Source organism: uncultured Tenacibaculum sp. (assembly GCF_947499065.1).
GTDB lineage: Bacteria > Bacteroidota > Bacteroidia > Flavobacteriales > Flavobacteriaceae > Polaribacter.
The window spans coordinates 25,763-51,248 of record NZ_CANMMT010000009.1 but is presented as its reverse complement, the minus strand read 5'-3'; the positions used below and the strand labels follow the sequence as shown (position 1 = coordinate 51,248).

At 30.1% G+C, this 25,486-nt stretch carries 24 protein-coding genes; 17 read left to right on the top strand and 7 right to left on the bottom strand.

The genetic code is table 11. From position 1 onward, the window contains the following. Positions 1-314 precede the first annotated feature (314 nt). The 7 genes from Q0958_RS15730 to Q0958_RS15700 all read right to left on the bottom strand — a co-directional run bounded on the left by Q0958_RS15730 (position 315) and on the right by Q0958_RS15700 (position 5,826). Positions 315-923 (bottom strand): alpha-ketoglutarate-dependent dioxygenase AlkB, encoded by a 609-nt coding sequence (locus tag Q0958_RS15730; protein ID WP_299124753.1) that lies wholly within the window; start codon positions 921-923, stop codon positions 315-317. Positions 924-926: 3 nt separating this feature from the next. Then, on the bottom strand, positions 927-1,496 hold the full coding sequence (locus tag Q0958_RS15725; RefSeq protein WP_235276016.1) for a DNA-3-methyladenine glycosylase I: 570 nt from the start codon (positions 1,494-1,496) through the stop codon (positions 927-929). Next, positions 1,475-1,720 (bottom strand): Ada metal-binding domain-containing protein, encoded by a 246-nt coding sequence (locus Q0958_RS15720; RefSeq protein ID WP_235276017.1) that lies wholly within the window; start codon positions 1,718-1,720, stop codon positions 1,475-1,477. The genes Q0958_RS15725 and Q0958_RS15720 overlap by 22 nt, the downstream gene beginning before the upstream one ends. After that, positions 1,717-2,562, bottom strand: coding sequence for a methylated-DNA--[protein]-cysteine S-methyltransferase (locus Q0958_RS15715; RefSeq protein WP_299124734.1), 846 nt, complete (start codon positions 2,560-2,562; stop codon positions 1,717-1,719). The genes Q0958_RS15720 and Q0958_RS15715 overlap by 4 nt, the downstream gene beginning before the upstream one ends. A 2-nt stretch (positions 2,563-2,564) precedes the next feature. After that, a complete protein-coding gene (locus Q0958_RS15710) occupies positions 2,565-3,986 on the bottom strand; it encodes an aminotransferase class V-fold PLP-dependent enzyme (RefSeq protein WP_299124733.1) in 1,422 nt (473 codons plus the stop codon). A 221-nt stretch (positions 3,987-4,207) separates the two neighbouring features. Beyond that, positions 4,208-4,417: a hypothetical protein gene (locus Q0958_RS15705; protein ID WP_299124731.1), complete on the bottom strand. Its 210-nt coding sequence runs from the start codon at positions 4,415-4,417 to the stop codon at positions 4,208-4,210. 152 nt (positions 4,418-4,569) lie between these two features. Continuing rightward, positions 4,570-5,826: an alkaline phosphatase family protein gene (locus Q0958_RS15700; protein ID WP_299124730.1), complete on the bottom strand. Its 1,257-nt coding sequence runs from the start codon at positions 5,824-5,826 to the stop codon at positions 4,570-4,572. A gap of 264 nt (positions 5,827-6,090) precedes the next feature. On the opposite strand from Q0958_RS15700, the gene Q0958_RS15695 reads away from it, so the two are divergent. From Q0958_RS15695 to Q0958_RS15615, 17 genes are all read left to right on the top strand, one after another. Then, the gene (locus Q0958_RS15695) at positions 6,091-6,687 is read left to right on the top strand and encodes a sigma-70 family RNA polymerase sigma factor (protein WP_299124728.1); all 597 of its coding nucleotides are present in this window, start codon (positions 6,091-6,093) and stop codon (positions 6,685-6,687) included. A gap of 149 nt (positions 6,688-6,836) precedes the next feature. Further along, complete coding sequence (locus Q0958_RS15690) at positions 6,837-7,076, top strand: thioredoxin family protein (RefSeq protein WP_299124727.1); 240 nt, start codon at positions 6,837-6,839, stop codon at positions 7,074-7,076. A 7-nt stretch (positions 7,077-7,083) separates the two neighbouring features. Then, positions 7,084-8,058, top strand: a complete 975-nt coding sequence (locus Q0958_RS15685) for a permease (RefSeq protein WP_299124725.1) — start codon at positions 7,084-7,086, stop codon at positions 8,056-8,058. A gap of 9 nt (positions 8,059-8,067) precedes the next feature. Then, positions 8,068-8,430: a hypothetical protein gene (locus Q0958_RS15680; protein WP_235276024.1), complete on the top strand. Its 363-nt coding sequence runs from the start codon at positions 8,068-8,070 to the stop codon at positions 8,428-8,430. 14 nt (positions 8,431-8,444) lie between these two features. Beyond that, entirely contained in the window at positions 8,445-8,777 is a 333-nt protein-coding gene (locus Q0958_RS15675; protein WP_299124722.1) for a hypothetical protein, read from the top strand. Positions 8,778-8,807: 30 nt separating this feature from the next. Next, positions 8,808-9,845, top strand: a complete 1,038-nt coding sequence (locus Q0958_RS15670; RefSeq protein WP_299124720.1) for an ArsO family NAD(P)H-dependent flavin-containing monooxygenase — start codon at positions 8,808-8,810, stop codon at positions 9,843-9,845. A gap of 123 nt (positions 9,846-9,968) precedes the next feature. After that, positions 9,969-10,901 carry an NAD(P)/FAD-dependent oxidoreductase gene (locus Q0958_RS15665; protein ID WP_299124716.1) on the top strand — a complete coding sequence of 311 codons (933 nt, stop codon included), beginning with the start codon at positions 9,969-9,971 and terminating at the stop codon, positions 10,899-10,901. 19 nt (positions 10,902-10,920) lie between these two features. Then, positions 10,921-11,532, top strand: a complete 612-nt coding sequence (locus Q0958_RS15660; protein ID WP_299124714.1) for a class I SAM-dependent methyltransferase — start codon at positions 10,921-10,923, stop codon at positions 11,530-11,532. Between the two features lie 48 nt (positions 11,533-11,580). Further along, positions 11,581-12,468, top strand: coding sequence for an AraC family transcriptional regulator (locus Q0958_RS15655; RefSeq protein ID WP_150900823.1), 888 nt, complete (start codon positions 11,581-11,583; stop codon positions 12,466-12,468). Between the two features lie 94 nt (positions 12,469-12,562). Further along, a complete protein-coding gene (locus Q0958_RS15650; RefSeq protein ID WP_299124711.1) occupies positions 12,563-13,855 on the top strand; it encodes an amino acid permease in 1,293 nt (430 codons plus the stop codon). A gap of 7 nt (positions 13,856-13,862) precedes the next feature. Then, positions 13,863-14,762 carry a DMT family transporter gene (locus Q0958_RS15645; RefSeq protein WP_299124709.1) on the top strand — a complete coding sequence of 300 codons (900 nt, stop codon included), beginning with the start codon at positions 13,863-13,865 and terminating at the stop codon, positions 14,760-14,762. 42 nt (positions 14,763-14,804) lie between these two features. After that, positions 14,805-17,132 (top strand): TonB-dependent receptor, encoded by a 2,328-nt coding sequence (locus Q0958_RS15640; protein WP_299124707.1) that lies wholly within the window; start codon positions 14,805-14,807, stop codon positions 17,130-17,132. Positions 17,133-17,236: 104 nt separating this feature from the next. Continuing rightward, positions 17,237-18,547 (top strand): methyltransferase domain-containing protein, encoded by a 1,311-nt coding sequence (locus tag Q0958_RS15635; RefSeq protein ID WP_299124705.1) that lies wholly within the window; start codon positions 17,237-17,239, stop codon positions 18,545-18,547. 185 nt (positions 18,548-18,732) lie between these two features. Continuing rightward, on the top strand, positions 18,733-20,067 hold the full coding sequence (locus Q0958_RS15630) for a TolC family protein (RefSeq protein WP_299124704.1): 1,335 nt from the start codon (positions 18,733-18,735) through the stop codon (positions 20,065-20,067). 4 nt (positions 20,068-20,071) lie between these two features. Continuing rightward, positions 20,072-21,226 carry an efflux RND transporter periplasmic adaptor subunit gene (locus tag Q0958_RS15625; protein ID WP_299124702.1) on the top strand — a complete coding sequence of 385 codons (1,155 nt, stop codon included), beginning with the start codon at positions 20,072-20,074 and terminating at the stop codon, positions 21,224-21,226. Positions 21,227-21,234: 8 nt separating this feature from the next. After that, on the top strand, positions 21,235-24,702 hold the full coding sequence (locus Q0958_RS15620) for an efflux RND transporter permease subunit (protein WP_299124699.1): 3,468 nt from the start codon (positions 21,235-21,237) through the stop codon (positions 24,700-24,702). Between the two features lie 60 nt (positions 24,703-24,762). After that, on the top strand, positions 24,763-25,440 hold the full coding sequence (locus tag Q0958_RS15615; protein WP_299124697.1) for a hypothetical protein: 678 nt from the start codon (positions 24,763-24,765) through the stop codon (positions 25,438-25,440). Positions 25,441-25,486 lie beyond the last annotated feature (46 nt).

Genomic DNA, 25,486 nt, shown 5'->3' with positions numbered 1-25,486 from the left:
TTCGATTTGACTTCCCTATATAAGTATTAACTAATAATGAGAAAGTTATGATAATCTTAAACTCCTTTAGTATTCTATTTTGATTAAATAAAACCAAAGTAAAAAACAATTTATATCCTTTTTATACTCACATAACAATAATTTGCCCCCACTTATAACAGGAATCACCTACACCATATTTAACTGAATTTGAATTATGGTTATATGAAAATGAAATGTTTGTTATAGTAAAATGTGAGAATAGAAAAAAAAACTATTTGTTGTAAGGCGTTTTCTTATTTCGTGATTTATTATTTCAGTAAAAATCACCTATATTATTTTATCATTTGTCTAAATGTTAGATTTACTCTTGGGCTGTGGATTCTTTTTGTAGTTGGAATATTGTGAATCCAATGCGATTGTGTTTGATCTTTCATTTCTAATAAATCTCCACTATCAAGCTCAAATATTTGTTTGTATTTGGTTTGTTTGTGTTTTATGGCAAATTTTCTTTTAGCTCCAAAAGATAAAGAGGCTATAGAACCATTAGTTCTTAAATCTCTTTCGTCATCACTATGCCAAGCCATTCCTTCTGCTCCTGAATGATACAGGTTTAATAAAACAGAATTATATTCTTGTTGTGTTTTTTCTTGTACAGTTTTTTTTATTTCAAGCAATAAGGGAGTCCATAATAGTGCAGTTCTACTAATTTTTGAATAGGTGTATTCATATGGTTTATCAGCGTACCACGCTACTTTACGTTTAGTAATTATGTGTTTGCCAAAAATAATGGCTTCGTCATTTTTCCAAGCTACTTGTTCCATTAAGATTTTATAATACGTATCACTTTGTTTTTGATTAAATATTTTAGCCCAGTAATGTACAGTGCCATCATAAGGTAACCAGTTTTTTGTTGAATCTATTTGTTCTTGAAATAATTCCATCTTTTATTTTCTTAAAAAACAATCTAAAGTGTGGTCGTTAATCATTCCAATAGATTGCATATAGGAATATACAATTATTGGTCCAACGAAACTCATTCCTTTCTTTTTTAATTCTTTAGAAATCTGTTCTGCTAAAGAAGACGTAACCGGCAATACTGTTGCATCTTTGTAATGATTAATTATGGGAGTATTATTTATTTTGCTCCAAATATATTTACTAAAAGAACCAAATTCTTTTTGAATTTCAATAAACACTTTTGCATTTTTAATAGCAGAGTTTATTTTTAATTTATTGCGTATAATTCCTTTATCATTTACTAGTCTGTCAATATCTTTTTCAGAATATTTGGCTACTTTTTGAACATCAAAATTATCGAATGCTTTCCTGTAATTTTCTCTTCTTTTTAAAATAGTAATCCACGATAAACCTGCTTGAGCACCTTCCAAAATTAACATTTCGAATAAGGTTCTATCATCATATTTTGGAACTCCCCATTCGTTATCGTGATAATCTTGATAAACAAGATCGTTACTACACCATTTGCACCTTTTTAATTCTGTTGTGCTTTCCATAATTTATATTTATCAGTCATACAATGACCACAGGGTCTAAAATCATTTTCTTTAGCTTCTTTTTCGGTTTTAAAAAACATTCGGTTTTGAATTTTCATACGTTTCCCTGATTTACATTGAAGTGTACCGTATATTTTCAATCGTCTATTTCCTCCAAGAGTAATTTCTTTATTTTTAATTTTGAGAAACAGCTCTTTTTTATTGATGTCTGAGTGTTTAATCATACAGATGTTTTTGCAGCTTCCCAACCTAAAATAGCTTTCTTTCTGATTGGATTCCAACGATAACCGCCTGTTTTACCAGAAGATTGAATAACTCTATGACAAGGAATTAAATAAGCAATAGGATTACTTCCAATTGCTGTGCCTACCGCTCGTTGTGCATTTGGTTTGGCAATTTTTTTTGCAATTTCTCCATAGGTTGCTAATTTCCCTTTCGGAATAGTTAATAGAGCTTCCCAAACTTTTAATTGAAAATCTGTACCTTTTAGATGTAATTTTATTTCATTAAGTTCATCCCAATTATTTAAGAAAACCTTCAATATTTCCTGTTGAATTTTGTCTACCTTTTGTTCGTAATTTGCATTTGGAAAGTTGTTTATTAAAATTTGTAGAGCTTCTTCTTTATTATCCACAAAAGCAATATGACATATGCCTTTTTTAGTAGTGGCAACCAAAATATCACCAAACTGAGTTTCTGCATAACTATAGTTTATATTTAAAGTTTTCCCTCCGTTTTTATATTCTCCTGGTGTCATTCCTTCTATGTTTATAAATAAATCGTGTAAACGACTGGTACCTGAAAGCCCTGTTTCTAATGCAGTATCAAACAATGTATTTCCATCTTTTTTAAGCTTCTTTTTGGCATAATTTAAACTTAAATATTGAATATACTTTTTGGGTGAAACACCTACCCAATCTTTAAATAACCGTTGAAAATGATGAGGACTTAAATGTATATGTTCGGCAATATCATCTAAAGAAGGTTGTTTTTTAAAATGCTCATCTAAATATTCAATAGCTTCTGCTATTTTATTATAATGATATGTGTTTTTATTATCTGACATAGTTACTGTTGATATGCTTCTCGTTCTTTATTTAATTCTTCAATTAACTCATCAATTTCAGTTTTAGTTGTATTGTAATTCGTAATACAAGCTCTAAATGTTGGAATGTTTTTTATGGGATAAACCGATAACCAAGATTTTCCTCTAGCTAAGATATTAGCTAAAATGGTTTTGGTGAAATTCAAATCCGATTCCAATTGTTCATCTGTAAAACATACTACTGGTAATTCGGTATTATTCTTAATAATCCAGTTGTTTTCTATCAGTTTTCTCCTTAGATATTCACCTATATTAGCTTGATGATCGATTGTTTTTTCATAACCATTCCAACCATAAAATAATAAAGATAAATACACTTTTAACCCAATAAACCGTCTTGACCATTGAATAGAATGTGAGAAAGGTTCAATAATTTCCAATTCACTAGCTTCTTTAGGCATATATTCTGTTGTTATTCTAAATGTTTTATTAAGGATTTCTGAGGTAGAAGTCAAAAATATACTTGTCCCCATAGGTACAGACATCCATTTATGTGCATCAAAAGTTATAGAATCTGAAACAGAAATACCATTTAAGTTGTGTTTTAGTTTTGAACTTAAAACCGCAGCTCCACCATAGGCTGCATCAACGTGAAACCATATGTTATGTGTTTTGCAAATTTTAGATATACTTTCTAAATCATCAATTGTTCCCGTCCCAGTTGTTCCTGCTGTACCAATAACCATTAATGGACTATGTGTTGACGTATTAAGATTTATGATTTCTTTCTCTAATAATTGAGTGTCGATTTTTAAATCTTTATTAGTAGGAATAGTTTTCACAAAATCATATCCTAATCCTACAATTTTTGCTGCTTTTTGTACAGAATGGTGTGCTTCTTGAGAACAAAAAATAATTGGTTTTTTATCTAAACCAAACATACCATTTTTAGCAAAATCTGGATACTTATTGTTTAACGCACATAAAACAGCAGTTAAATTTGCTTCGGCTCCACCTGTAGTAAAAACACCATCAGCATTATTTTTATCGAACCCGAATTTTTCAATAAATTCTCTTATTACGTGTGCTTCAACTTCAACAGCAAAAGGAGCATGACTCCAAGCTGCTAATTGAGGATTATATGAAGCAGTTATAAAGTCTGCGATAATTCCAGCAAAATTCGCACGAGGATTGAATAAACCTAAATAGTTTGGATGTGGTGTATGAACCGAATAGTTTTCAAGACCATTAATGATGTGTTCTATAGCATTTTTTGGATTATTCCCTGAAACTAAATTTGGAGTTTCTACTAAATCCCGTATTTCTTTTACATTTAATTCAGGCGTAGTATTGTAATCTTTGGTGTTAGCGTAAAAATGCTCTACTTTATCTAAAACAGTATTTAATATTTCTTTTCGCTGTTTATAGTCAAAATCAAAATTCATTTTCTGTATCGTTTATTATTTTAACAAAATTCTGAAATCTTTAATCATTGAAAAACCCGTTTCTTGCGGTTTTACGGAAACATAATTTATAAAGAGACATTAACTTTTTAGATTAATATAGAGCTTAATTTTTATACTTATTTTAACTCATCAATTTTAAGATATGAGTAAATCATTTTGCCTAATTACTCTTAATTAATAATATAGTTATTTAAAGAATTTTAGCTTACAAAAGGAATTCTTTTTTGTTCTTTTATATTTCTAAGCCACATGTTAGCAAACGATATATGACTGTGCAACATTCTTTTATTACACTCTTTAATGCTTCCATTTTCAAAGGATGATACTACTATCTTAAACCCCATATAATCATTTTTATAACTATAAGGAAAAATTACATTATCCGATTTATTTTCAATGAGTAAAAACATATTTCGGAGTCAGCCATTAAGTCACCATTAAGTTTTCCGTAATGAGCAAAAGAATAGTTACCTATTCGGTTACCTTGAAAAACTAATAAGCTATAAATATATAGGTAGTAATCCTACCTCCTCTATCAAAAACCTTGTTAATCTTATGATTTTCAAGGTTTTTTTAGTTTTACTAACCAAGTATTTAAAATCGTATTAGAGGTTTCTAAAATTATTTTACTAAAACCATTTGGAATTCTTTCTATAGGAATTCTAACTTGTTCTTCTTCCAAAGAAACTGATGTTATATATTCATATTTATCTATTCCCCCATATTTTGCTTTGTTATATTTACTAAAATATAATTTAGCTTTTCCTTTTTTAACTAGACTTTTCCATGTTATAAGAAAACTATCTTTTTCTTTTTTAGCTTCTAAATTAATTACATCTACTGGGTTTGTCAACGATACTCCATCAAGCTCTCTTTTAGTATTAATGGGAATTTCTAAGTTTAAAAAATCTGCTACCGTAGGAAAAATATCCACTATAGCTGGTGTATAATTCTTAAAATAAGAATTTGTCTTTTTAGTATTCGTTACAATCCATGTGCTTCTTTCTCTATGGCTTTGTCCTCCATGATCTTTACCTTCTTTTTTATTTCTTCCATGATCGGTTGTTACAATTAACAACCACTCTTCATTATTCAATTGCTCTCGTTTTTTTATAGCGTTCCATATTTTTCCAACTAACTTATCTTCAAAACTCACAGCAGCTTCAAATCGTTTACTATCGCCATAACGATGTCCTATATCATCAGAAAACTCCAGGTATACCCATGAAATATCTGGTCCTTTTTCTACAATTGTCTTTGCAGCATAATCGGCCACAGTATAGTCGATGAGTTTCATAAAGTTCCTTCGCTTATCATGTGGAAAATTTATAGTGTCATTTTCCAAGCCATCAAAAGCGTAATCTACTTTTATAAAATTTGTAGCTTTTAAACCATCCCCTACCAACTTAGTTCTATTATCCAACCAAGAAGAAAACACTCCTATTGTTCCTTTTGGCCTTTTATCTTTAAAGAGTTTAAAAATAGTTGGGTAATTATAATTAGGTAATTTAATGCTGTTTCCCCATACATTATGTTTATTAGCCCAAGTTCCTGTAAGAAGACTATTATAACCAACAGCTGAAATAGTAGGTGTTTCTGAATAAGTTCCTTTACCTCCTCCAACATAAGCATCGGTATAACTCCCTTGTAAACTAATACTATCTAAATATGGGGTTTTTGATGATTTAAGTTGATCTGTTGAAATCCCATCAACAATAACAAACACCACTTTTTTAACAATAGAGTCTTTATATATTCTATTCGCATTAACTATTGAATGAAATAGAAAAAACACTATTAACAAAACATCTCTTCTCATAATTAAAAATTTAACTGTTTTTCTAATTTGTATTAAACAAATACTTTTTTGAGTGGAGATTTAGCTAGAATACTTGCTAAGATTAATAAATTTAGTAATAGCTTAAGGGAAGTTTTTATCTATTACTTTACGGCACAATATATAAATTTATTTTTGAGAATTCTTAACCTTATAAAATCAAAAACAAAACAGCTAAGAGATTATTAAACTAACACTCATGAAAGTCTTTTTAGTAAATTTGCATTCAATCATTATACTTTATCAATGAAAAAAGAGTGCTGCAATTTAAATGAGGTTATTCAGGAATTTTACAATTTTCTGAAAGCTTATGTTTTAGGTAAGGTCAAAAATAAGCAAGTTGCAGAAGACATTGTACAGGAGGTAATGATCAAATTAGTTGAGACACATCAAAAATCGCCACAAGTAGACAATATTAAAGCTTGGCTATTTCAAGTTAGTAGAAATACAATATTTGATTATTTCAAAAAACACAACATAGAAGCTAATTTTGATAATGATTGGAAAATAGAGAGCAACGACTCAAATGAAAACTCAAAAGTTATTGTTGCTGATTATATTATTCCTATGATTGAGATGTTACCATCAACATATGCAGTCGCTTTGAAAATGAGTGATATTGATAACATTCCTCAAAAAGATATCGCTACAAAATTAGGTTTAGGACTTTCTGCTACTAAAATGCGTATTCAAAGAGCACGAATTAAATTGAAGGAACTTTTTGTAGAATGCTGCGATATTGAATACGATAAAAATGGAGCTTTTGCAGGTTGTGTTATTAAAAAACATTGTGACCCTTTACATCAAGTAACAAAGAATTTAGAGAGTAAATCTTCTTCATAAAGTATAAATCTACACCATATAAAAAAGCCTTGTAACTCAATGATTACAAGGTTTTTTTATTTTTTATTGAAATATTTTTCAAAAACTTGTGTCTTTTCACACGCTACTTCAGACTTCATAATAAAGTTTAATATTTAAAACAATAATTTATGAATACTGAAATCAAAATTTTACACTCGTCATGTTGCGCTAAGGGATCTCCTATAAAAGAGCAACTTGAAGAAATCGCTAAAGAAAACAACCTAAACATTTCTATTGAAGAACTTTCAAAATTAGAAGACACAATGGTATATGGTACAATGATCTTTCCTTCATTAGTAATCAACGGAAAAGTATATGATTACAAAAAATACAATACTAACGATAAACTATTATCTCTATTAAATTAATTTGAGCATGGAAAAACTAACACAGTTTCTTTCTACAATTGCTGATTATCTTGTTTACGATTTGTTTGGTATTACTCAAAATAGTGTATTTGGCAATGCTCTTCACTATTTTTTAATTGGTTTTACAGAAATAGTAATTCTTGTAATTCTTGTTACCTATTTAATGGGAATTATAACGAGCTATTTACCAATGGATAAAATTCGTGTATACCTAGAAAAGAATAAGAAATCTGGCTTAGGAAACATAATGGCTTCATTACTTGGTGCTATTACTCCATTTTGTTCTTGCTCATCTATTCCACTATTTGTAGGAATGATGCAAGCAAGAATTCCTTTAGGCATTGCACTGTCTTTTTTAATAACTTCTCCATTAGTAAATGAAATTGCGATTGCAATATTTTGGGTTACTTATGGATGGAAAGTTACCGTTATATATGTACTTACAGGTATTGTATTAGGTGTAGTTGGTGGAATTTTATTAGAAAAACTCGGAATGGCAAAATATGTAGCCAATTGGGTGAAAGAATTAGGTGAAAGTAAGGCTGAAGCTACAAAAGACACTAGAACTTTTATGCAACGATTACCTGAAATTAATAATGAAGCATTGACTACATTAAAAAAGTTAGTTCCTTATATTTTTCTAGGTTTAGCCATTGGTTCTTTTATTCATGGATATGTTCCTCAATCCTTTTTTGAAACTTATATTTCAAAAACAAACCCTTTTGCAGTTCCTATTGCAGTTTTACTAGCAATTCCTCTATATATAGATGCTGTTGGTGTTTTGCCTATCATAGAATCGTTAATAGAAAAAGGGGTGCCATTAGGTACAGCCATAGCTTTTATGATGGCATCTATAGGACTTTCATTTCCAGAAGCTTTACTACTAAAGAAAGTAATGCAAAAAAAACTAATCATTGCGTTTTTTTCCACCATTGGAATTGGAATGATTATCTCTGGATTTTTCTTTAACCTCATTTTTTAAAATCAACTTATGAAATCAATTGTATCATCAATAAGCGCAATTTTTGTTGCCATAGCTGCTTGTACATGCTGTGTTGGGCCTTTAATGGCTTTGGCTGGAGTATTGGGTGTGAGTGCATCGCAATTAATTTGGCTATCTAGTATAAAAAACTATCTAATTACTTTTAGTTTAATAGCTATTAGCTATAATCTTTACAGAGCCTATTACCCAAAAGCACAGCAAGAGTGTTGTGACATGAATCAATACGAAGCCTTATCTAAATTAAATGAAAACGAGAAAAAAGCAGTGTCCTTCTTTCAATCTAAAAAGTTTTTATGGGCTGTAGCCATCATCACAATTATTATTCTAATTCTACCTTATTTATCTAATTAACTAAATAAACTATTATGAAAATTCAAAACCTATTATTAATAATCGCAGTATCTTTAATATTTTTAGCTTCTTGTCAATCACAAAATAAAACAAATAAAGATGCTAAAGTTAAAGAAATTGCAAAGTCTGGAATTATTACTAAAACCTATACTTTAGAAGGTTTTAAACAATCATGTTGTACAGGTATTGTAAACTATTCTTTAAAAGAAGTGAACGGATACATAAAATCAGAAGCCAATGTTAAAAATCAACAGTTAACTGTTTGGTTTGACAACAAAAAATGTGATGAACAAGCTATCAAAAAAGCAATTAATAAAACCCCTTACAAAATAGTAAACTCACTATAGAGTAATGAATATTTAAAATATGCAATAGACATGAAAATATATGATGTAATAATAATTGGTGGTGGACAAGCTGGATTGTCTGTTGCATATTTTTTAAGACGTACCAATTTAGAATATCTAATTCTGGATAAGAATGATAAATCAGGAGGTTCATGGCTTCAAACATGGGATAACTTAAAGTTATTCTCTCCTACAGAATACAGCTCACTTTCTGGTTGGGCAATGCCAAAAAGCGAAAATGAATACCCTACTAAAGAAGAATTCATAAGCTATTTAAAAAAATACGAATTACGTTATAATTTCCCTATTGAAAGAAACACAATAGTTCATAACGTTACAAAAGAAAATAATCTATTTCAAATAGAAACGAACCAAGGAATCTTCTATTCAAAAAAATTAGTTAGTGCTACTGGTACTGCTCAATTTCCTTTCACACCTTCTTATCCAAATCAAGAAAAGTATACAGGAATTCAACTTCATTCTTTGGAATATAGAAACACTTCAAACTTCAATAATAAAAATGTTTTAATTGTTGGTGGTGGTAATTCGGGCGCTCAAATTTTAGCCGAGGTTTCAAAAGTAGCAAACACAAAATGGGTTACTTTACACCCGCCACATTTTTTACCAGACGATATAGATGGACGTTATTTGTTTAATGAAGCAACCCAAACCTTTTTGAATAAATCAGACAGTACTAAAAAGAAAAAGGCATCACTGTCTAGTATTGTAATGGTTCAAAGTGTAAAAGAAGCCAGAACTAGAAATGTGTTAAATGCTGTAGCTCCATTTGAATCTTTTTATGAGGCAGGAGTCATTTGGAAAGATGGAAGCAAAGAAAAATTTGATATCATTATATGGTGTACTGGATTTAAAGCTAACCTAAATCATTTAACCTCTCTTAATATTATTGAAAACAATCGTATTAAAACCACACATACTAGGTCTATAAAAGAACCCAACCTCTGGTTAATAGGTTATGGTAACTGGACAGGATTTGCTTCTGCTACCATTTATGGAGTAGGAAAAACCGCCAGACAAACTGTAAAAGAAATTCAAGAAACAACATAAACTCAAACTTATTATAAAACTTATTTTTTTACACTAAATGGTAAAATGTCCATAAATACCCTCTTTTTGTACACCTATAAAAATATCCAGCGCTTGTAGTTTTGCAATATAAACACAAGACTTATGGAAAATATTAAATTTGAAGTTATCATAATTGGTGGCGGACCTGCTGGACTCAGTGCAGCATTAGTACTAGGAAGAAGTAGAGTAAATACACTTATTTTAAATACCGAAAAACCTAGAAACTTTGCAACTACGCTTTCTCATACTTTTTTAACACAAGACGGCAAACATCCAACAGAAATTTTTAAAGCTGCCAAAAAAGACATAGACAAATACCCTTCTTTAACATACAAAAAAGAAAAGGCTATTGATGTTAAAAGTTCATCAAATGGTTTTATTGTAGAAACAGAAAATAGCACTTATAATTCCAAAAGAGTAGTTATTGCTTCAGGTTACAGAGATAATGTAGAAGGCTCTGGAATAAAAGGTCTTTCTGATGTTTATGGAAAATCGGTATACCCCTGCCCTTTCTGCGACGGATATGAATTAGCAGATAAGAAATTAGCAGTATTTGGAGGTGCTGAAATTGCTCCTTTCTTTTCAACAGTAGTTACACATTGGTCTAATGATGTAATACTTTTTACTAATGGAGATATGATTCCTGATAAAGAATTTGTTTCTGAATTAGAACGAAAAGGAATACAAGTGTTTCAAGACAAAATAAAAACATTGCATTCAACCGAAGGTAAACTTCAAAAAGTTGAACTAGAAAATGGAAAACTTATAGATAGAGAAGGTGGCTTTTATAGAGATATGAAAGTTGTAGAAAACACCAATTTCGCTCAACAATTCAATATTCCTAGTGAACCTGGACATTTTGGATTAACAAATTATATTGTTGATGAAAATAGAGAATCTAACGTAAAAGGACTTTATATTATTGGAGATGCAAGAACAGGTTGGAGCGGAATAGCACCTTCTGTTGCTGAAGGTTACGAACTAGGAGCTTCAATAACTGTTCAAATTTCACAAGAAAATTGGAATAACAAATAATCATCTATTATAATATCGTATGAAAGATTTTTGGAACGAAAGATACAATGATAATGAATGGGCATATGGTAAAGAACCCAATGCCTATATCAAAGAAAAACTACCATTATTTAATGCAGGAAAAGTGTTATTTCCTGCAGAAGGAGAAGGTAGAAATGCAGTGTATGCAGCTAAACTAGGATGGAACGTTTCTGCTTTTGACTACAGTTTAAAAGGCAAAGAGAAAGCAGACAAGCTGGCACAACTTAATAATGTTTCCATCGATTATAAAGTTCAAACATTTCTTGATGAAAAATATAAGCAAGATGAATTTGATATGATTTGTCTCACTTCTGTTCATTTTGAACCTAAAATTAAAGCTGAAATGCATAAAAGACTCGATAGTTACTTGAAAAAAGGAGGCTATATTATACTAGAAGCATTTAGTAAAGAACATCGAGAAATTAATAAAAAGAACCCAAAAGTTGGAGGACCATCAAGTGAAGAGGAAATGTATTCTCTTGAAGAAATTAAACGTGATTTTTCCAATTATGAAATCATTGAATTAAAAAAGATAAACACCTATCTTCAAGAAGGACTATATCACATAGGAAATAGTGCTGTTATTCGATTTATAGGCAAAAAGAAATAAGTGTTCAATTAAATAATTGTATTTTATAGAAGTTTAAACATTGTAACCGTGAGAAAAAAGGAATTTACAGATTTACCTATTAGAAGTTTTGAAGACAATGCTTTTACACCGAAGCAGGTTTCTAAATTTGAAATTGATAGAATGACTGGAGAGAATAATGGTAACCAAATCATTGTTGAACCTCATCGACACGATTATTATCATATCATGTTTATAAAAAAAGGGATAGGCAAACATTCTATCGATTTCAAAACTTATGATATAAAACCCAATATGATGTTTTTTGTTTCTCCTGGTCAAGTACATTCTATAGAAACAAGTATAGACACAGAAGGTTATGTAATTTCATTTGATTCTGGTTTTTATCATTTAGGAGACAGCTTTCAAAAACTTTTAGACTTTCCTTTCTTTCATTCTATAAGTAACTCTCCTATTATAAATATAGATAAAGAAAACACCAAAATTCAAGCTGCTTGGGATGAACTATATGAAGAATACAATGCTAGCACAAACGATAAAAACAATATTTTAAGAGCTCTTTTTGAAATATTACTTATTAGATCTTCTAGAATATACGATTCTCCTACAGAGTCTGAAAAACCAGCTTATTTAACCTATCAATTAAGAAAGTTAGAAACATTAATAGACAGGCATTTTAAAGAACTTCGATTATTAAATGATTATGCCGATTTAATGCATATTTCTCCAAGACATCTTAATAATTTATGTAAAAAAGGGTTAAATAAAACAGTAATGAACCTTATACATGAGCGTACTTTAACAGAAGCTAAAAGGCTCTTATTATTTACAAACAATTCTATTTCGGAAATTGCATATGAACTTGGGTTTACAGACACCTCTTACTTTATGCGATTTTTTAAAAAACACACATCTTTAACTGCCGATACTTATCGCAACCAAAACAACATAGTATAGTTTTTTAACCCTTTTGTACTTAATTACCTCCTAAAAGTCCATCGTCTGCACTTATAGCTAGTAATAATTTTGCTTATCACTAAAAACAAAATTTGTGAAAAGTAAAATATCAAGTCGAGCTGCTATGGCAGTTGTGATAGCTAATATGATTGGAACAGGTGTTTTTACAAGCTTAGGATTCCAATTAGTTTCAACAAAAAATACATGGAGTATTATACTTCTTTGGTCATTGGGAGCAATTATGGCTATAAGTGGAGCGCTCTCTTATGCTGAATTAGGCACAAAATTAACTCGCTCAGGCGGTGAATACCATTTTTTATCAGTTGTATATAATAAGTTTGCTGGCTACCTCTCTGGATGGGCTTCATTAACTGTTGGTTTTGCTGCCCCTATTGCACTCGCTGCTATGGCAGCTGGTGCATATACAGAAAAATACTTTGGTATAAACGACAAGCTAATTGCTTCTATTCTAATAGTAGTTGTCTCTTTATTTCATATGTTCAATTTAAAAAGAAGTAGTCAATTTCAAAACACTACTACCTTTATAAAAATTCTGGTAATTTTTATATTTATTGCTATTGGGCTTTTCACTCCCTCAGAGACTACTTCATTTGACTGGAGTAATCAATGGCAAAATGAAATCCTACTTCCTTCTTTTGCTGTTTCTTTAGTATACGTTTCCTATTCGTTTTCTGGATGGAACGCTGCTGCTTACATTGTAGATGAAATAAAAAATGTAAACCGTAATCTCCCCATAGCACTTATTGGAGGAACACTTTTGGTAAGTGTTTTTTATATACTTCTTCAAATTGTTTTTCTAAAACAAGCTCCTATGTCTCTACTTGTTGGACAGGTAGAGATTGGGCAAATTGTTGCGGATAATATTTTTGGTAGTATTGGAGGAAAAGTTATAAGTGGTCTCATTGCTTTTATGCTTGTATCTAGTATTAGCGCTATGGTATGGGTTGGGCCTAGAGTAACCAAAGCAATGGCTGAAGATTATCAATTATGGAAATTTTTAAGTAAGACAAATAAAAATGGAATTCCAAATAAAGCAATAATACTTCAAGCTATTATTTCTCTTACAATGGTTTTTACAGGGTCTTTTGATCAAATTCTAACCTACAGTGCTTTCATTTTGCAATTATTCGTTTCATTAACAGTTCTAAGTCTCTTCTTTATTAGAAAAAACAATGATTTATCAGGATATAAAAGTCCTTTATTCCCTTTACCTCAAATTATATTCCTACTAATCAGCTTATGGATTTTAATCTACCTACTAGTAGAACAACCTATAGAATCTCTTATAGGTATTGGAATTTTACTTCTAGGAGCATTGAGCTTTCTTTTCAATAAAGCAATAAAATCTAAAAAAATAAAAACTTAAAAATAAAATGAAAAATATACCTACTACAAACATTCAAAAATTAAATTCAAAAACAAAAGGGGTTACACTTGCTATTTTAGGAGCTATTTTAATGAGCTTCGACCCTATTTATATTCGATTTTCTGGCGTGAGTGGTTTTAACACCATATTCTTATTTGGGTTATTTACAGCTATTTCAATGTCTATTGTTGTCCAAACTTCAGAAAAACGTAGTATTATTCAAGTTATCAAATCTGATGGCTGGCCACTTATAATTTCAAGTTTATTAATGTTAGGAAGTGCCTCTTCATTTGTTTTAAGTATAAAAAACACTTCCATAGCTAATACTTTCATAATTCAAGGAGCAACTCCTGCTGTAGTTTCTTTATTAAGTTGGATTATCTTAAAAGAAAAAACCAATCGTAAAACATGGTTAGCAATATTTTTGGTTGTTTTAGGAGTTATCATTGTTGTTAATGGTTCTTTTGGTACAGGAAACTGGAAAGGAGACTTACTTGCATTGGTTTCTGTATTCTGCGTGGGGCTTATCTTTACTATTCTACGTAAATATCCAAGTGTAAATAGATTAGCTCTCGTTGGTCTAGGTGGATTCTTTATGGCCTTAGTAATGTTCTTTTTTTCCGAACCATCTAATTTCTCTACAAACACTTGGTTAGTTATGGCCGCTATGGGTTTATTAACAGCTCCTTTAGGAAGAGCATTAGGAATGAAATCTGTAAGATTTATCAAAGCTTCAGAAGCATCCTTAACATTAAAACTTCAAAATGTCTTAGCCCCAGTTTTAGCTTTTATATTCTTTAATGAAATTCCTAATCGAGATAGTTTAATTGGTGGTATAATCATTTTGGCAACTATCACTTTATATACCATTAGCTTAATAAGAGAATCAAAAACTCACAAAAAGTAATACTTCTCTTTATTCAACAAACAATTTTTAATTCTAGAACAAATGAATAAACTTTCATTAATCTTTTTATTTATTTTACTCGCATTTTATCAGATAAACTATGGTCAAATTAATCAATCAGAAACAATAATTTCTGGACATATAATTAACAAAGGAAAACACTTACCGTATGTAACAGTAAGCGTAAAAAACACCTCTGTAGGAGATATCACAAATAATTCAGGACATTATCAACTTATAAATGTTCCAAGTGGAAAACAAACTATAGTTGCTCAATCTATGGGTTATAAAACCCAAGAAAAAACAATAGAAATAAAATCGGGAGAAACCTATATTTTAAACTTCGAATTTGAGGAAAGTAAACAAGAATTAGACGAAGTAATCATTGAAGGAAACAATAAAATTTCTAAAAGGATAAAAACTTCAACTATTGTGAATACCTTAGATTCAAAGCTTTTTACTGCAATCCAATCGGTTACTATAAGTGAAAGCTTAAACTGTTCGCCAGGACTTAGAATGGAAACTAATTGTGCTAACAGTGGTTGGCCTCAATTAAGAATGAATGGCTTAGGAGGTGAATATTCACAAATATTAGTAAACAACCGCCCTATTTTTAAAGGTTTTGCTAGTGTTTTTGGCTTAGAAATGATTCCTACTAGTATTTTAGACCGAGTAGACATAAGACGTGGAGGCTCTACAATATATGGAACTGGTGCTGTAGCAGGAACCGTTAACCTTATACTAAAAGACCCTCATTTTAATTCTTTTGAAATTGGTGTAAATACTTCTTTTATAGGAGCTGGTTTAAAAAATACCGGTGGAGTTTCAGAAGAATACTCTACCAATTTTAACGGTTCTTTAGTTACCGATGATTACAAAACCGGAATTACTTTATTTGGGTTTCATAGAGACCGAAAAGCTTTTGATGCTAACAATGATGGCTTTTCAGAAATCCCTATGCTAAACAGTACTACTCTAGGAGCTCGTCTATTTCACAAATTAAACGAACAAGGAAAATTAACTATTGATTTTTTTAACTTAAAAGAAGACCGTCGAGGAGGTGGAGATTTTAACATCCCTGTAAATAAAGCTAATATGGCTGCGGCTGTAACTCATAATATTTCTACCGCTTCAATAAATTATGAACAATATGTTAAAGAGAAAAACTTATTATCAGTTTATCTTTTAGGACAATCTTTAAAAGCTGATGCTTTTAGAGGTTTAAGAACAGCTTATGGAATTTATGAAAATATAAGAGAGCAATCTTATGTATTTGGTACACAGTATAAATTAAATTTTGAAAAAAATAGCGTCTTATTTGGACTAGAAAACAATGGAGCTATACTTACAGATAATCAAATATTACATTCAGAAACAAACCCTAACTTAATAGGAAATAACACAAATATAGTAGTAGCAAACCAAGGAACTAATACAATATCTATATTTTCTCAATACGACTTCAACTGGCACAAGTTTAAGGCATCATTTGGCGCTCGTTTTGACTCTTATAAAGTAAAAGATAGAGAACATAATAGTTTTAATAAATCAGGAAATGTGTTTAGTCCTAGATTTACATTAAAATATGATTTAAAAAAATATTTGCAAGCTAGGCTAAGCTACTCAAAAGGCTATCGCTCCCCTGAATTACGTGATGAAGATTTACACATAGAAATATCAGGTTCTAACAGTATTGTAAATAAGGTAAGAGCAAACTTAGACAAAGAAACGAGTAATAGTTATACAGCTTCTTTAGATTTTAATAAAAAGATAAACAACACCTACCTTAGTTTTCTTTTAGAAGGTTTTTACACCCAAATAAACAATCCTTTTGCTACTAGTTACTCTACTCCTGACAACAATGGTGTTATTACCGCAACTAGGTTTAACTCAAATCAAGAAGCAAAAGTAAAAGGAATAAATATTGAAATGCAAATAGTGCCTTCTGAAGCTATTAGTTTTCAAGCTAGTTTTACAATTCAGAACAGCAAATATGAACAACCTCAAGCATTCAATGAAAAACGTTTTTTCAGAACACCAAATCACTATGGATATTTTATGCTTGATTGGAACTTGTCTCAAAAATGGACCATTTCAACTAATGGTAACTATACAGGAAAAATGTTAGTTCCACACTTTCCAAAACAAGAGCTTAGAACCTCTAAACAATTTTTGGATTTAGGTATAAAATTACGTCGAAATATTACTTTAAAACAAACAACTTTACAAATATACACTGGTGTAAAAAACATATTTAATAGTTATCAAAATGACTTTGATAAGGGGCTTAATCGCTGGCCAAAATATATCTATGGCCCTTCAGCTCCTAGAACTATATACCTAGGTATTAAATTCGGGAATTTACTATAATAGGTTAAAATTGTAAAAAAGTACATAATAAACTTACTTTTTGAAACAAAGAGGATTTTACAAAAAACAAACCTTTGTATCTCAAAACATAAGAACAATATAACATGAAAAAAACAAAGAGTAAATTAACAATCCCCAATCTTCTTTGTCTTGTATTAATAACATTTACTGGTGTAAACTGTAATGCTCAAAAACATGGTAAACATGGACATCACAAACATTTACCAGCTAAAGAACTTGCTAAACATCTAGATGCAAAAGATAGAGATAGCTGGCAAAAGCCTAAAGACGTTTTAGCTCTAATAGGTGACTTAAAAAATAAAAAAGTATTAGATATTGGTGCTGGTACTGGCTATTTTTCTTTTAAAATGGTAGATGCTGGGGCTAATGTAATTGCTTCAGATGTTGATAATGATTTTATAGAAATATTAAACCATAAAAGGAAAGAGAAAAAGGTTTCTTCTAAAGCAATGGAAATTAGAAAAATTCCTTTTAACACACCTGATTTAAAAAAGGAAGAAGTAGACATCGTATTAATTGTAGACACTTATCATCATATAGAAAATAGGGTTGATTATTTTAAAAAGGTGAAGTTTGGAATGCAACCAAATGGCAAACTAATTATAGTTGATTATAAAAAAGATAAATCAATTACCGATGGTCCATCATATGAGATGAGAATTAAAGAATCTGATGTTATTCAAGAATTAAAAAAAGCTGGTTTTGTCGATTTTAAAATCAACAGTAATTTACTTTCTAAACAATACATAATAGAGGCATTTTTAATTCCACAAAAAAAGGTATCTGAAGCTGAGTTTTTAAAAGCATATTTTAATAAAGAATACGCCAAAGATGAATACTTATATGGTAAAAAACCTGACAAATATTTAGCAAAAATATTACCTCAACATAAACCTGGTAAAATATTATTTCCTGGTGAAGGAGAAGGTAGAAATGCAGTTTTTGCTGCCAAACTAGGATGGGATGTTACGGCTTACGATTACAGTACTGAAGCTAAGAAAAAAGCATTAAAATTAGCAAAGGCAAATAATGTAAATATTAATTATACTGTACAAGATATTGTAAATGCTTCATACCCTAAAGAATCTTTTGATGCTATAGCTTTCTTATTTATTCATTTTGCTGGACAAGAGCGCATTGACATAAATAAAAAAATGGATAAGCATCTTAAAAAAGGAGGTCTTTTAATTATTGAAACTTTTAGTACAGACCACCCAAAAATTAGCAAAGAAGGACCACAAGAGATTCCTTATCTGTATGATAAGAAAAGTATCTTAAGAGATTTTCCAAATTATGAAATCATCGAATTAAAAGTTGAAACAGATATTTTATTAGAAGGTAATAAAAGTGAATTTAAAGCCTCTGTATTAAGATTTGTAGGTAGAAAAAAATAGGTTTAATTATTGATAGCCCCTTTTTGAAAGTTCATGTGGTATTTAACTATACCCATGAGCTTTTTTCATTAACAAAACTTCAACAAGTCTCATTTGTAAAAAAGTACATAAAGAACCAACTTTTGTGAACTAATTAACCTCTCCATGCTCTCTAATTTTGTACCAACAATTAGAAAAAAGCAAATATGAAGGTTTATAAGATAATAACAGTACTAATAGTTCTTATTTTATTTTCTGTCACAATAAAGGCACAAGATAAATTTAGTTTAAAAGAAGCTATAAACTATGCAAAAGAGCATAATAGAAATATCATTATTTCTCAAAAAGATATAGAAATAGCATTAAAAAGAAAGTGGGAAACAACAGCTGAAGGACTTCCTCAAATAAATGCAAATGCTACTTATAATTATTGGTTAAAACAACAATTAAGTTTAATTCCAGGAGTAGTAGCACAACAACCAGATAAAGATTTTGTTCCTATTGCCTTTGGCACTAAACACAATGCAAATGGTACCATAACCATTAAACAAAAAGTATTTGATGGTTCTTATTTAGTAGCACTTCAATCGGCTAAAGTGTTCTTAGAAATTTCTAAAAACCAAAAAGAAAAATCACTCACAAAAATTAAAGAACAAGTAACACTAGCCTTTGTTAATGTTTTAGTTGCTAAAAAGGCAACTGCTATTACTAATCAGAACATAAACAATCTGAAAAAAAACTTATACGAAACAAAAGAAATGCTACTAAATGGTTTAGTAGAGGAAGAAAATGTAGAGCAACTTGAAATAACTCTCGGAGAACTTCAAAATAATTTAATAAGTATTGAATATCAAAAAGAAGTAGCCAAAGACTTGCTTAAGGTTTTAATAGGTAAAGATATTAATACTTCTATTCAGTTAACTGACAATTTAGAATACCTACTGTCTGAGTATACCTCTAACACTTTGAATAATTCGGAAATTGGTTTAAACAACAATATTGACTTTCGTATTGCACAAAACAAGGTAAAAGCAAAAGAGCTACAATTGAAACTTGAAAAATCAAAAGCTCTTCCCTCTTTAGATGTATCCTTTCAAACAGCTATTGCTGGATATGGTAATAATTTAAATGCGACACTTCGCACCACAGATATGTTAACCTCTAATTTATTTTTGGTAAACTTAAATATACCCATTTTTAGCTCTTTTAAACGTAGCGCTAGTACTAAAAGAAAAAAAATAGAAGTCTTTCAGGCTAAAACAGCTTTAAAAGAAACACAACAACAACTATCTCTAAAACTTACTCAAGCAAAAAAGGCTTTTGATTTAGCTATTAAAAAGTTAAGTACAACAAAACAAAATTTAGACTTATCTGAACGAATAGCCGATAAAAATCAAACAAAATTCAACAATGGAATTGCTTCAAGTTTTGAATTAAGACAAGCTCAAACACAATTATACGCAACACAACAGGCATACATACAAGCTATCCAAACCCTTATTAGTAAAAAAATAGAATTAGAATCATTAGTAAACAAATAAAATTATGCAACGATACATATATATAACATTGGTAACAGCATTTTTAATATCCTGTGGAGGTGAAAAAAAATCCAATCATAATACACAAAACTTAGCTGAACTTCAAAAGTCAAAAGCTGAACTTTCGAAGCAAAAGTCTGAAATTATCAAACAGCTAAAATTAATAGAGTCTCAAATAAATAAGTTAGACACTTCTAGAAAAATCGATTTGGTTTCAGTAAAAAAGATAACTCCTGAAAATTTCAATCATTATTTAGAAATTCAAGGAAATATAGAAACAAAAAAAAATGTATTAATATATCCTGAAGTAGCTGGATTACTTGAACACGTTTATGTAAAAAAAGGGCAATATGTAAAGAAAGGGCAGCTATTAGCTAGCATAAACGATGGGGGATTTTCACAGCAAATTAGTCAGTTTGAAGTACAAAGAGATTTAGCAAAAACTACATTTGAACGTCAAACCAACTTATGGAAAAAAAAGATTGGATCAGAAATTCAATATTTACAAACCAAAACAAATTATGAGTCGAAAGAAAAAGCCCTACAACAATTAAAAGAGAGGTACTCTAAAACTCAAATTAAAGCCCCTTTTTCTGGTATAATTGACGACATTATAAAAGAGCAAGGTACTATTGTTAGTCCGGGAGCTAGCTCGGAAGTTTTCAGAATTGTCAATCTTCAAAACATGTATATAGAGGCTGATATCCCAGAAAGTTATATTCAAAAAATAACTATTGGAAAACCTGTTGAAATTAATATTCCAACATTAGGAAAAACCATTACTTCTAAAATTCGTCAAGTAAGTAATTATATCCATCCTGAAAGCAGAACATTTTCTATTGAAGTTCCTATTGCAAATAAAAAAGGATTAATCAAACCCAATCTAACTGCACAATTAAAGATTAACGATTACAATAACTCATCTGCCTTATTAATTCCTAAGAATATTATTTCTGAAGACCGTAATAATATACCAAACGTATTTATTGTAAAAAACAAAGCAGGAAAAGAGTTTGTTGAGAAAAGGCAAATTGTTACTGGAAATAGTAAAGAAAACTTAATCGAAGTTATAGAAGGTTTAGAGAATAACGACCAGGTAGTACTTGATGGAGCCAGAAAACTTAAAGCTGGACAAGAAGTGAAAATCTTAAAAAATTAATTCATAAGATGGAAAAAAACAATAAACTATATAAAGAATTTGGGTTATCCTCTTGGGCTATAGAAAACAAAACCACTGTTTGGGTTATTATTGCTCTGATATTAGGTCTAGGCTTGATTGCCTATTCAAGCATGCCCCGTGAAAATTTCCCTGAAATTAAAGAAACTAAAATTTACGTTAGTGCTATTTACCCAGGAAATACAGCTGAAGATATTGAAAAGTTAATTATTGACCCTTTAGAAGAAAAACTTAAAAACGTTAGTAATGTAATAGAAATAAAATCTACAGCGCAAGAAGATTTTGGGATGCTCATTGTAGAGTTTGATGATAAACTTACTATAGAAGGAGCTAAACAAAAAGTAAAAGACGAAGTAGATAGAAAAACAGCTAGTGAAGATTGGCCTACTTTTAACGGAGCTAAGGTAGAACCTAATATTTTTAATATAAATATTGCAGAAGAAGCTTCTATTTTAAACATAAATATTGCTGGAGATTATCCGGTTAATGAATTACAAGATTTTGGAGAATACTTAGAAGATGAAATAGAGAACTTACCTGAAATTAAACAAGTAGATATCAGAGGTGCTGAAGACCAAGAAATAGAAGTCGCCGTAGATATTTACAAAATGATGGCAGCTAAGATTAGCTTCAACAATGTAATTAATAGTATCAAAGGAGGAAACATAACAATCTCAGCTGGAAATTTAATTAATAGCGGACAAAGACGTACTATTAGAATGATAGGAGAAGTAAAATCTCCAAAAGACCTTAATGATTTTGTAGTTAAATCAGATAATGGGTCCGTTTATTTACAAGATATAGCTACAGTTACTTTTAAAGATAAAGACAAAACAACTTTTGCCAGAGAATTCGGTAGCCAAGTAGTAATGCTAGAAGTAAAAAAGCGTTCTGGACAAAACATGGTTGCTGCTGTAGATAAAATCAAAGTTCTGGTAAAAAATGCTCAAGAAAATGTACTTCCTAAAGACATTAAAATAACATTAGCAAATGATCAGTCACAAAAAACAATGACTGAAGTAGATGATTTAGTAAACAATATCATATTTGGTATTATGCTGGTTGTTGGGGTATTAATGTTCTTTTTAGGAATTAGAAATGCGCTATTTGTTGGGTTAGCTATTCCTATGTCTATGTTCTTATCTTTTATAATTATAGACTTATTAGGCTATACCTTAAATACTATGATTTTGTTTGGACTGGTAATGGGACTTGGTATGCTAGTAGATAATGGAATTGTAGTAGTAGAAAACGTATACCGTTTAATGGAAGAAGAAGGAATGTCTCGCTTTAAAGCTGCAAAACAAGGTATTGGAGAAATAGCTTTTCCAATTATTATATCTACAGCAACAACAGTAGCTGCTTTTGTTCCATTAGGTATGTGGCCTGGAGAAATGGGAGAATTTATGATTTACTTCCCTGTAACCCTATCTATTGTTTTAGGTTCGTCTCTTTTTGTTGCCATCTTTATCAATTCAATGTTAGTTTCTCGGTTTATGAAAACTACAGAAAAAAAGATTCCTTTAAAACAACTGGTTAAAACCTCAATTATATTAGTTATTGTAGGTATTCTAATTCTTATTGTAGGTAAAGAAGTAAGAAGTTTAGGTGTAATACTACTTTTTTCTACAGCAATGTTATGGGGATATCGTTTCTTATTCTCTAAAATGATTATATACTTTCAAACTAAAATTTTAACTACGATAGAAACTTGGTATGAACGTATGCTTATTAAAGTATTAAGTAAAAAAATGCCAGCAATTACGCTCTCTGGAACATTCGCTTTATTAATCATAATTTTTATGATGTTTGGAGCATCAGTAGATGAAGGCAAAACTAAAATTGAATTCTTTCCAGATAATATTCCTTTTCAGATTATAACATATATAGAATATCCTCAAGGAACAGATATTACAAAAACAAATACCATTACCAAAAAAATTGAAAACCGTATTTATCAAATAATAAACCAAGATAAATATTTAGACCCTAATGATAAATCTAGAAACCAACTTGTTGAATCTGTAGTTTCTCAGGTAGGTCGAGGTGCAGGAAATCATCAAGTAGACGGTTTTTCAGATACAGAACTTCCTCATAAAGGAAAAATTACCTTAACAATGAGAGAATTTAAATATAGAAATGGGTTAGACTCAAGAAGTTTACGAAAAGAAATTCAAGAAGCCATTGTTGGTGTTTATCCGGGTGTTGCCATTTCTGTTGAAAAAAACATTGATGGTCCTGCAGCGGGTTACCCTATAAACCTTGAACTTTCAGGTAAAAATTACGAAACATTAATTGAAACTGCTGAAACTATGAGGGATTTTATTAACACCAAAAGCATTCCTGGTATAGCTGAATTAAAAATTGATGTTAATAAAGGAAAACCTATAAAAGAGGTTATTATCAATCGTAAAAAAGCAGGAGAATTAGGGATTAATGCCGATAATTTAGGAATGCAGTTAAGGTCTTCAATCTTTGGTACTAAAGCAGGTATTTACAAAAAAGACGGAGATGATTACGATATATATGTTCGTTTCAATAAAGACAACAGATATAATACCTCAGCTTTATTTAATCAGAATATAACATTTAGAGATGAAAACTCTGGAGCAATAAAAGAAGTTCCTGTCTCTGCCATTGCATCACAAATAAATACCTCAGGTTTTAGTGCTATTAAACATAAAAACTCAAAACGAGTTGTTACTATGTACTCATCATTAGCTCCTGGTTTTACAGATGCTGGTCAAGTAGTAACAAAAATAAGAGAAGAAATGGAGTCTATAAACCTTCCAAAAGGTGTTTCTATAGACTACACCGGACAAATTGAAGAAGAAGCGAAAGAAATGGCCTTTTTAATGGGAGCTTTCTTTACTGGGTTGGCACTTATCTTCTTAATTCTCATCTATCAATTTAATTCAGTAACAAAGCCAGGAATTATCATGATTGCCGTTTTCTTAAGCTTTATAGGGGTTTTTGGTGGAATTCTAATTTCTGGAGCTTCGTTTGTAATATTAATGACCATGCTAGGCATAATTTCATTGGCAGGTATTGTCGTAAATAATGGTGTAATTCTCTTAGACTATACGCAGCTTTTGATAGATCGAAAAAAGGAGCAACTTAATATTTCTAATAAGAATACTCTTGACTTAACCGAAACTATTAAAATGATTGTCAAAGGAGGAAAATCAAGATTACGTCCTGTACTATTAACAGCTATTACCACAGTATTAGGACTAATGCCATTAGCTTATGGTATAAACATCAATTTCTTTACACTATTTTCTGAATTTGACGCCAATATTTACATAGGTGGAGATAATGTTGTCTTTTGGGGACCATTAGCTAAAACAGTTATTTATGGATTAATAGTAGCTACATTCCTAACACTTGTTATTGTTCCTGTATTATTTATGTACGTGAATAAAGTTAAAATATGGAAAGCTAATAGAGCTTTATAAACCTTCATCAAATTTATCAAGCCATTCACAAGAATAATCTCAATTAAAAATTATAATTAAATGAAAATTAACTTAAAGCAAGTCAAGTTAACTTTTAGTATCATCTTAATAGGATTCTCAATTAGTATTTCTGCTCAGTCGCCTTCACAAGAAGAGTTTTTACCTATAAATCCTCCAATAGATTTTGAAGTATTTGCTTCTAAAGAAATTTTAAGTATTCAAAATGTCTTTATGAGACCATTAAAAAAAATGGAAAAGTTTAGCGTTTTTAATATGCTTACATATTCACAGTTTTATGAAGATAAAAATGTTGTGTTTGTTGGTTCCACCACACTAAACTATGAAGTGGCTAAAAACCTTAGTATTTCAGGAGGAATAGCTACAAATTCTATTGATGGAATTCATCCAATTTTAGGTATAAATTATGCTTATGTAAGTAAGGAAATGTTACTAATCCTAGCTCCATCTATTGATTTAATAGACGACAAAAGTCTTGAGGCACTTTTTTTATATGAATACAAACCTCGTTTATCGAAAAAAACCAACTTATATACCAGAATTCAATTCTTATATAATCATAACATAAGACAAGATACTCATAACAGAAGCTACCTTAACTTAAGACTTGGGCTAAGTTTTAATAATATTTCTATAGGAATAGGTTCAAACCTAGATGCCTTTGGACCATACAAAATCAAAAAAGAAAACTACGGTTTATTCGCTAAGTTTTTGATTTAAAAACAACATCAACAATAAAACTTAACAAGAAAAATAACATCGAATT

Coding starts and splice junctions, on each gene's coding strand:
- Q0958_RS15660 (WP_299124714.1), top strand. CDS start 10,921: ATGAAAGATTTTTGGAACGAAAGATACAATGATAATGAATGGGCATAT.
- Q0958_RS15645 (WP_299124709.1), top strand. CDS start 13,863: ATGAAAAATATACCTACTACAAACATTCAAAAATTAAATTCAAAAACA.
- Q0958_RS15680 (WP_235276024.1), top strand. CDS start 8,068: ATGAAATCAATTGTATCATCAATAAGCGCAATTTTTGTTGCCATAGCT.
- Q0958_RS15675 (WP_299124722.1), top strand. CDS start 8,445: ATGAAAATTCAAAACCTATTATTAATAATCGCAGTATCTTTAATATTT.
- Q0958_RS15715 (WP_299124734.1), bottom strand. CDS start 2,562: ATGTCAGATAATAAAAACACATATCATTATAATAAAATAGCAGAAGCT.
- Q0958_RS15690 (WP_299124727.1), top strand. CDS start 6,837: ATGAATACTGAAATCAAAATTTTACACTCGTCATGTTGCGCTAAGGGA.
- Q0958_RS15640 (WP_299124707.1), top strand. CDS start 14,805: ATGAATAAACTTTCATTAATCTTTTTATTTATTTTACTCGCATTTTAT.
- Q0958_RS15685 (WP_299124725.1), top strand. CDS start 7,084: ATGGAAAAACTAACACAGTTTCTTTCTACAATTGCTGATTATCTTGTT.
- Q0958_RS15635 (WP_299124705.1), top strand. CDS start 17,237: ATGAAAAAAACAAAGAGTAAATTAACAATCCCCAATCTTCTTTGTCTT.
- Q0958_RS15615 (WP_299124697.1), top strand. CDS start 24,763: ATGAAAATTAACTTAAAGCAAGTCAAGTTAACTTTTAGTATCATCTTA.
- Q0958_RS15695 (WP_299124728.1), top strand. CDS start 6,091: ATGAAAAAAGAGTGCTGCAATTTAAATGAGGTTATTCAGGAATTTTAC.
- Q0958_RS15705 (WP_299124731.1), bottom strand. CDS start 4,417: ATGTTTTTACTCATTGAAAATAAATCGGATAATGTAATTTTTCCTTAT.
- Q0958_RS15620 (WP_299124699.1), top strand. CDS start 21,235: ATGGAAAAAAACAATAAACTATATAAAGAATTTGGGTTATCCTCTTGG.
- Q0958_RS15625 (WP_299124702.1), top strand. CDS start 20,072: ATGCAACGATACATATATATAACATTGGTAACAGCATTTTTAATATCC.
- Q0958_RS15670 (WP_299124720.1), top strand. CDS start 8,808: ATGAAAATATATGATGTAATAATAATTGGTGGTGGACAAGCTGGATTG.
- Q0958_RS15725 (WP_235276016.1), bottom strand. CDS start 1,496: ATGGAAAGCACAACAGAATTAAAAAGGTGCAAATGGTGTAGTAACGAT.
- Q0958_RS15710 (WP_299124733.1), bottom strand. CDS start 3,986: ATGAATTTTGATTTTGACTATAAACAGCGAAAAGAAATATTAAATACT.
- Q0958_RS15700 (WP_299124730.1), bottom strand. CDS start 5,826: ATGAGAAGAGATGTTTTGTTAATAGTGTTTTTTCTATTTCATTCAATA.
- Q0958_RS15730 (WP_299124753.1), bottom strand. CDS start 923: ATGGAATTATTTCAAGAACAAATAGATTCAACAAAAAACTGGTTACCT.
- Q0958_RS15720 (WP_235276017.1), bottom strand. CDS start 1,720: ATGATTAAACACTCAGACATCAATAAAAAAGAGCTGTTTCTCAAAATT.
- Q0958_RS15630 (WP_299124704.1), top strand. CDS start 18,733: ATGAAGGTTTATAAGATAATAACAGTACTAATAGTTCTTATTTTATTT.
- Q0958_RS15665 (WP_299124716.1), top strand. CDS start 9,969: ATGGAAAATATTAAATTTGAAGTTATCATAATTGGTGGCGGACCTGCT.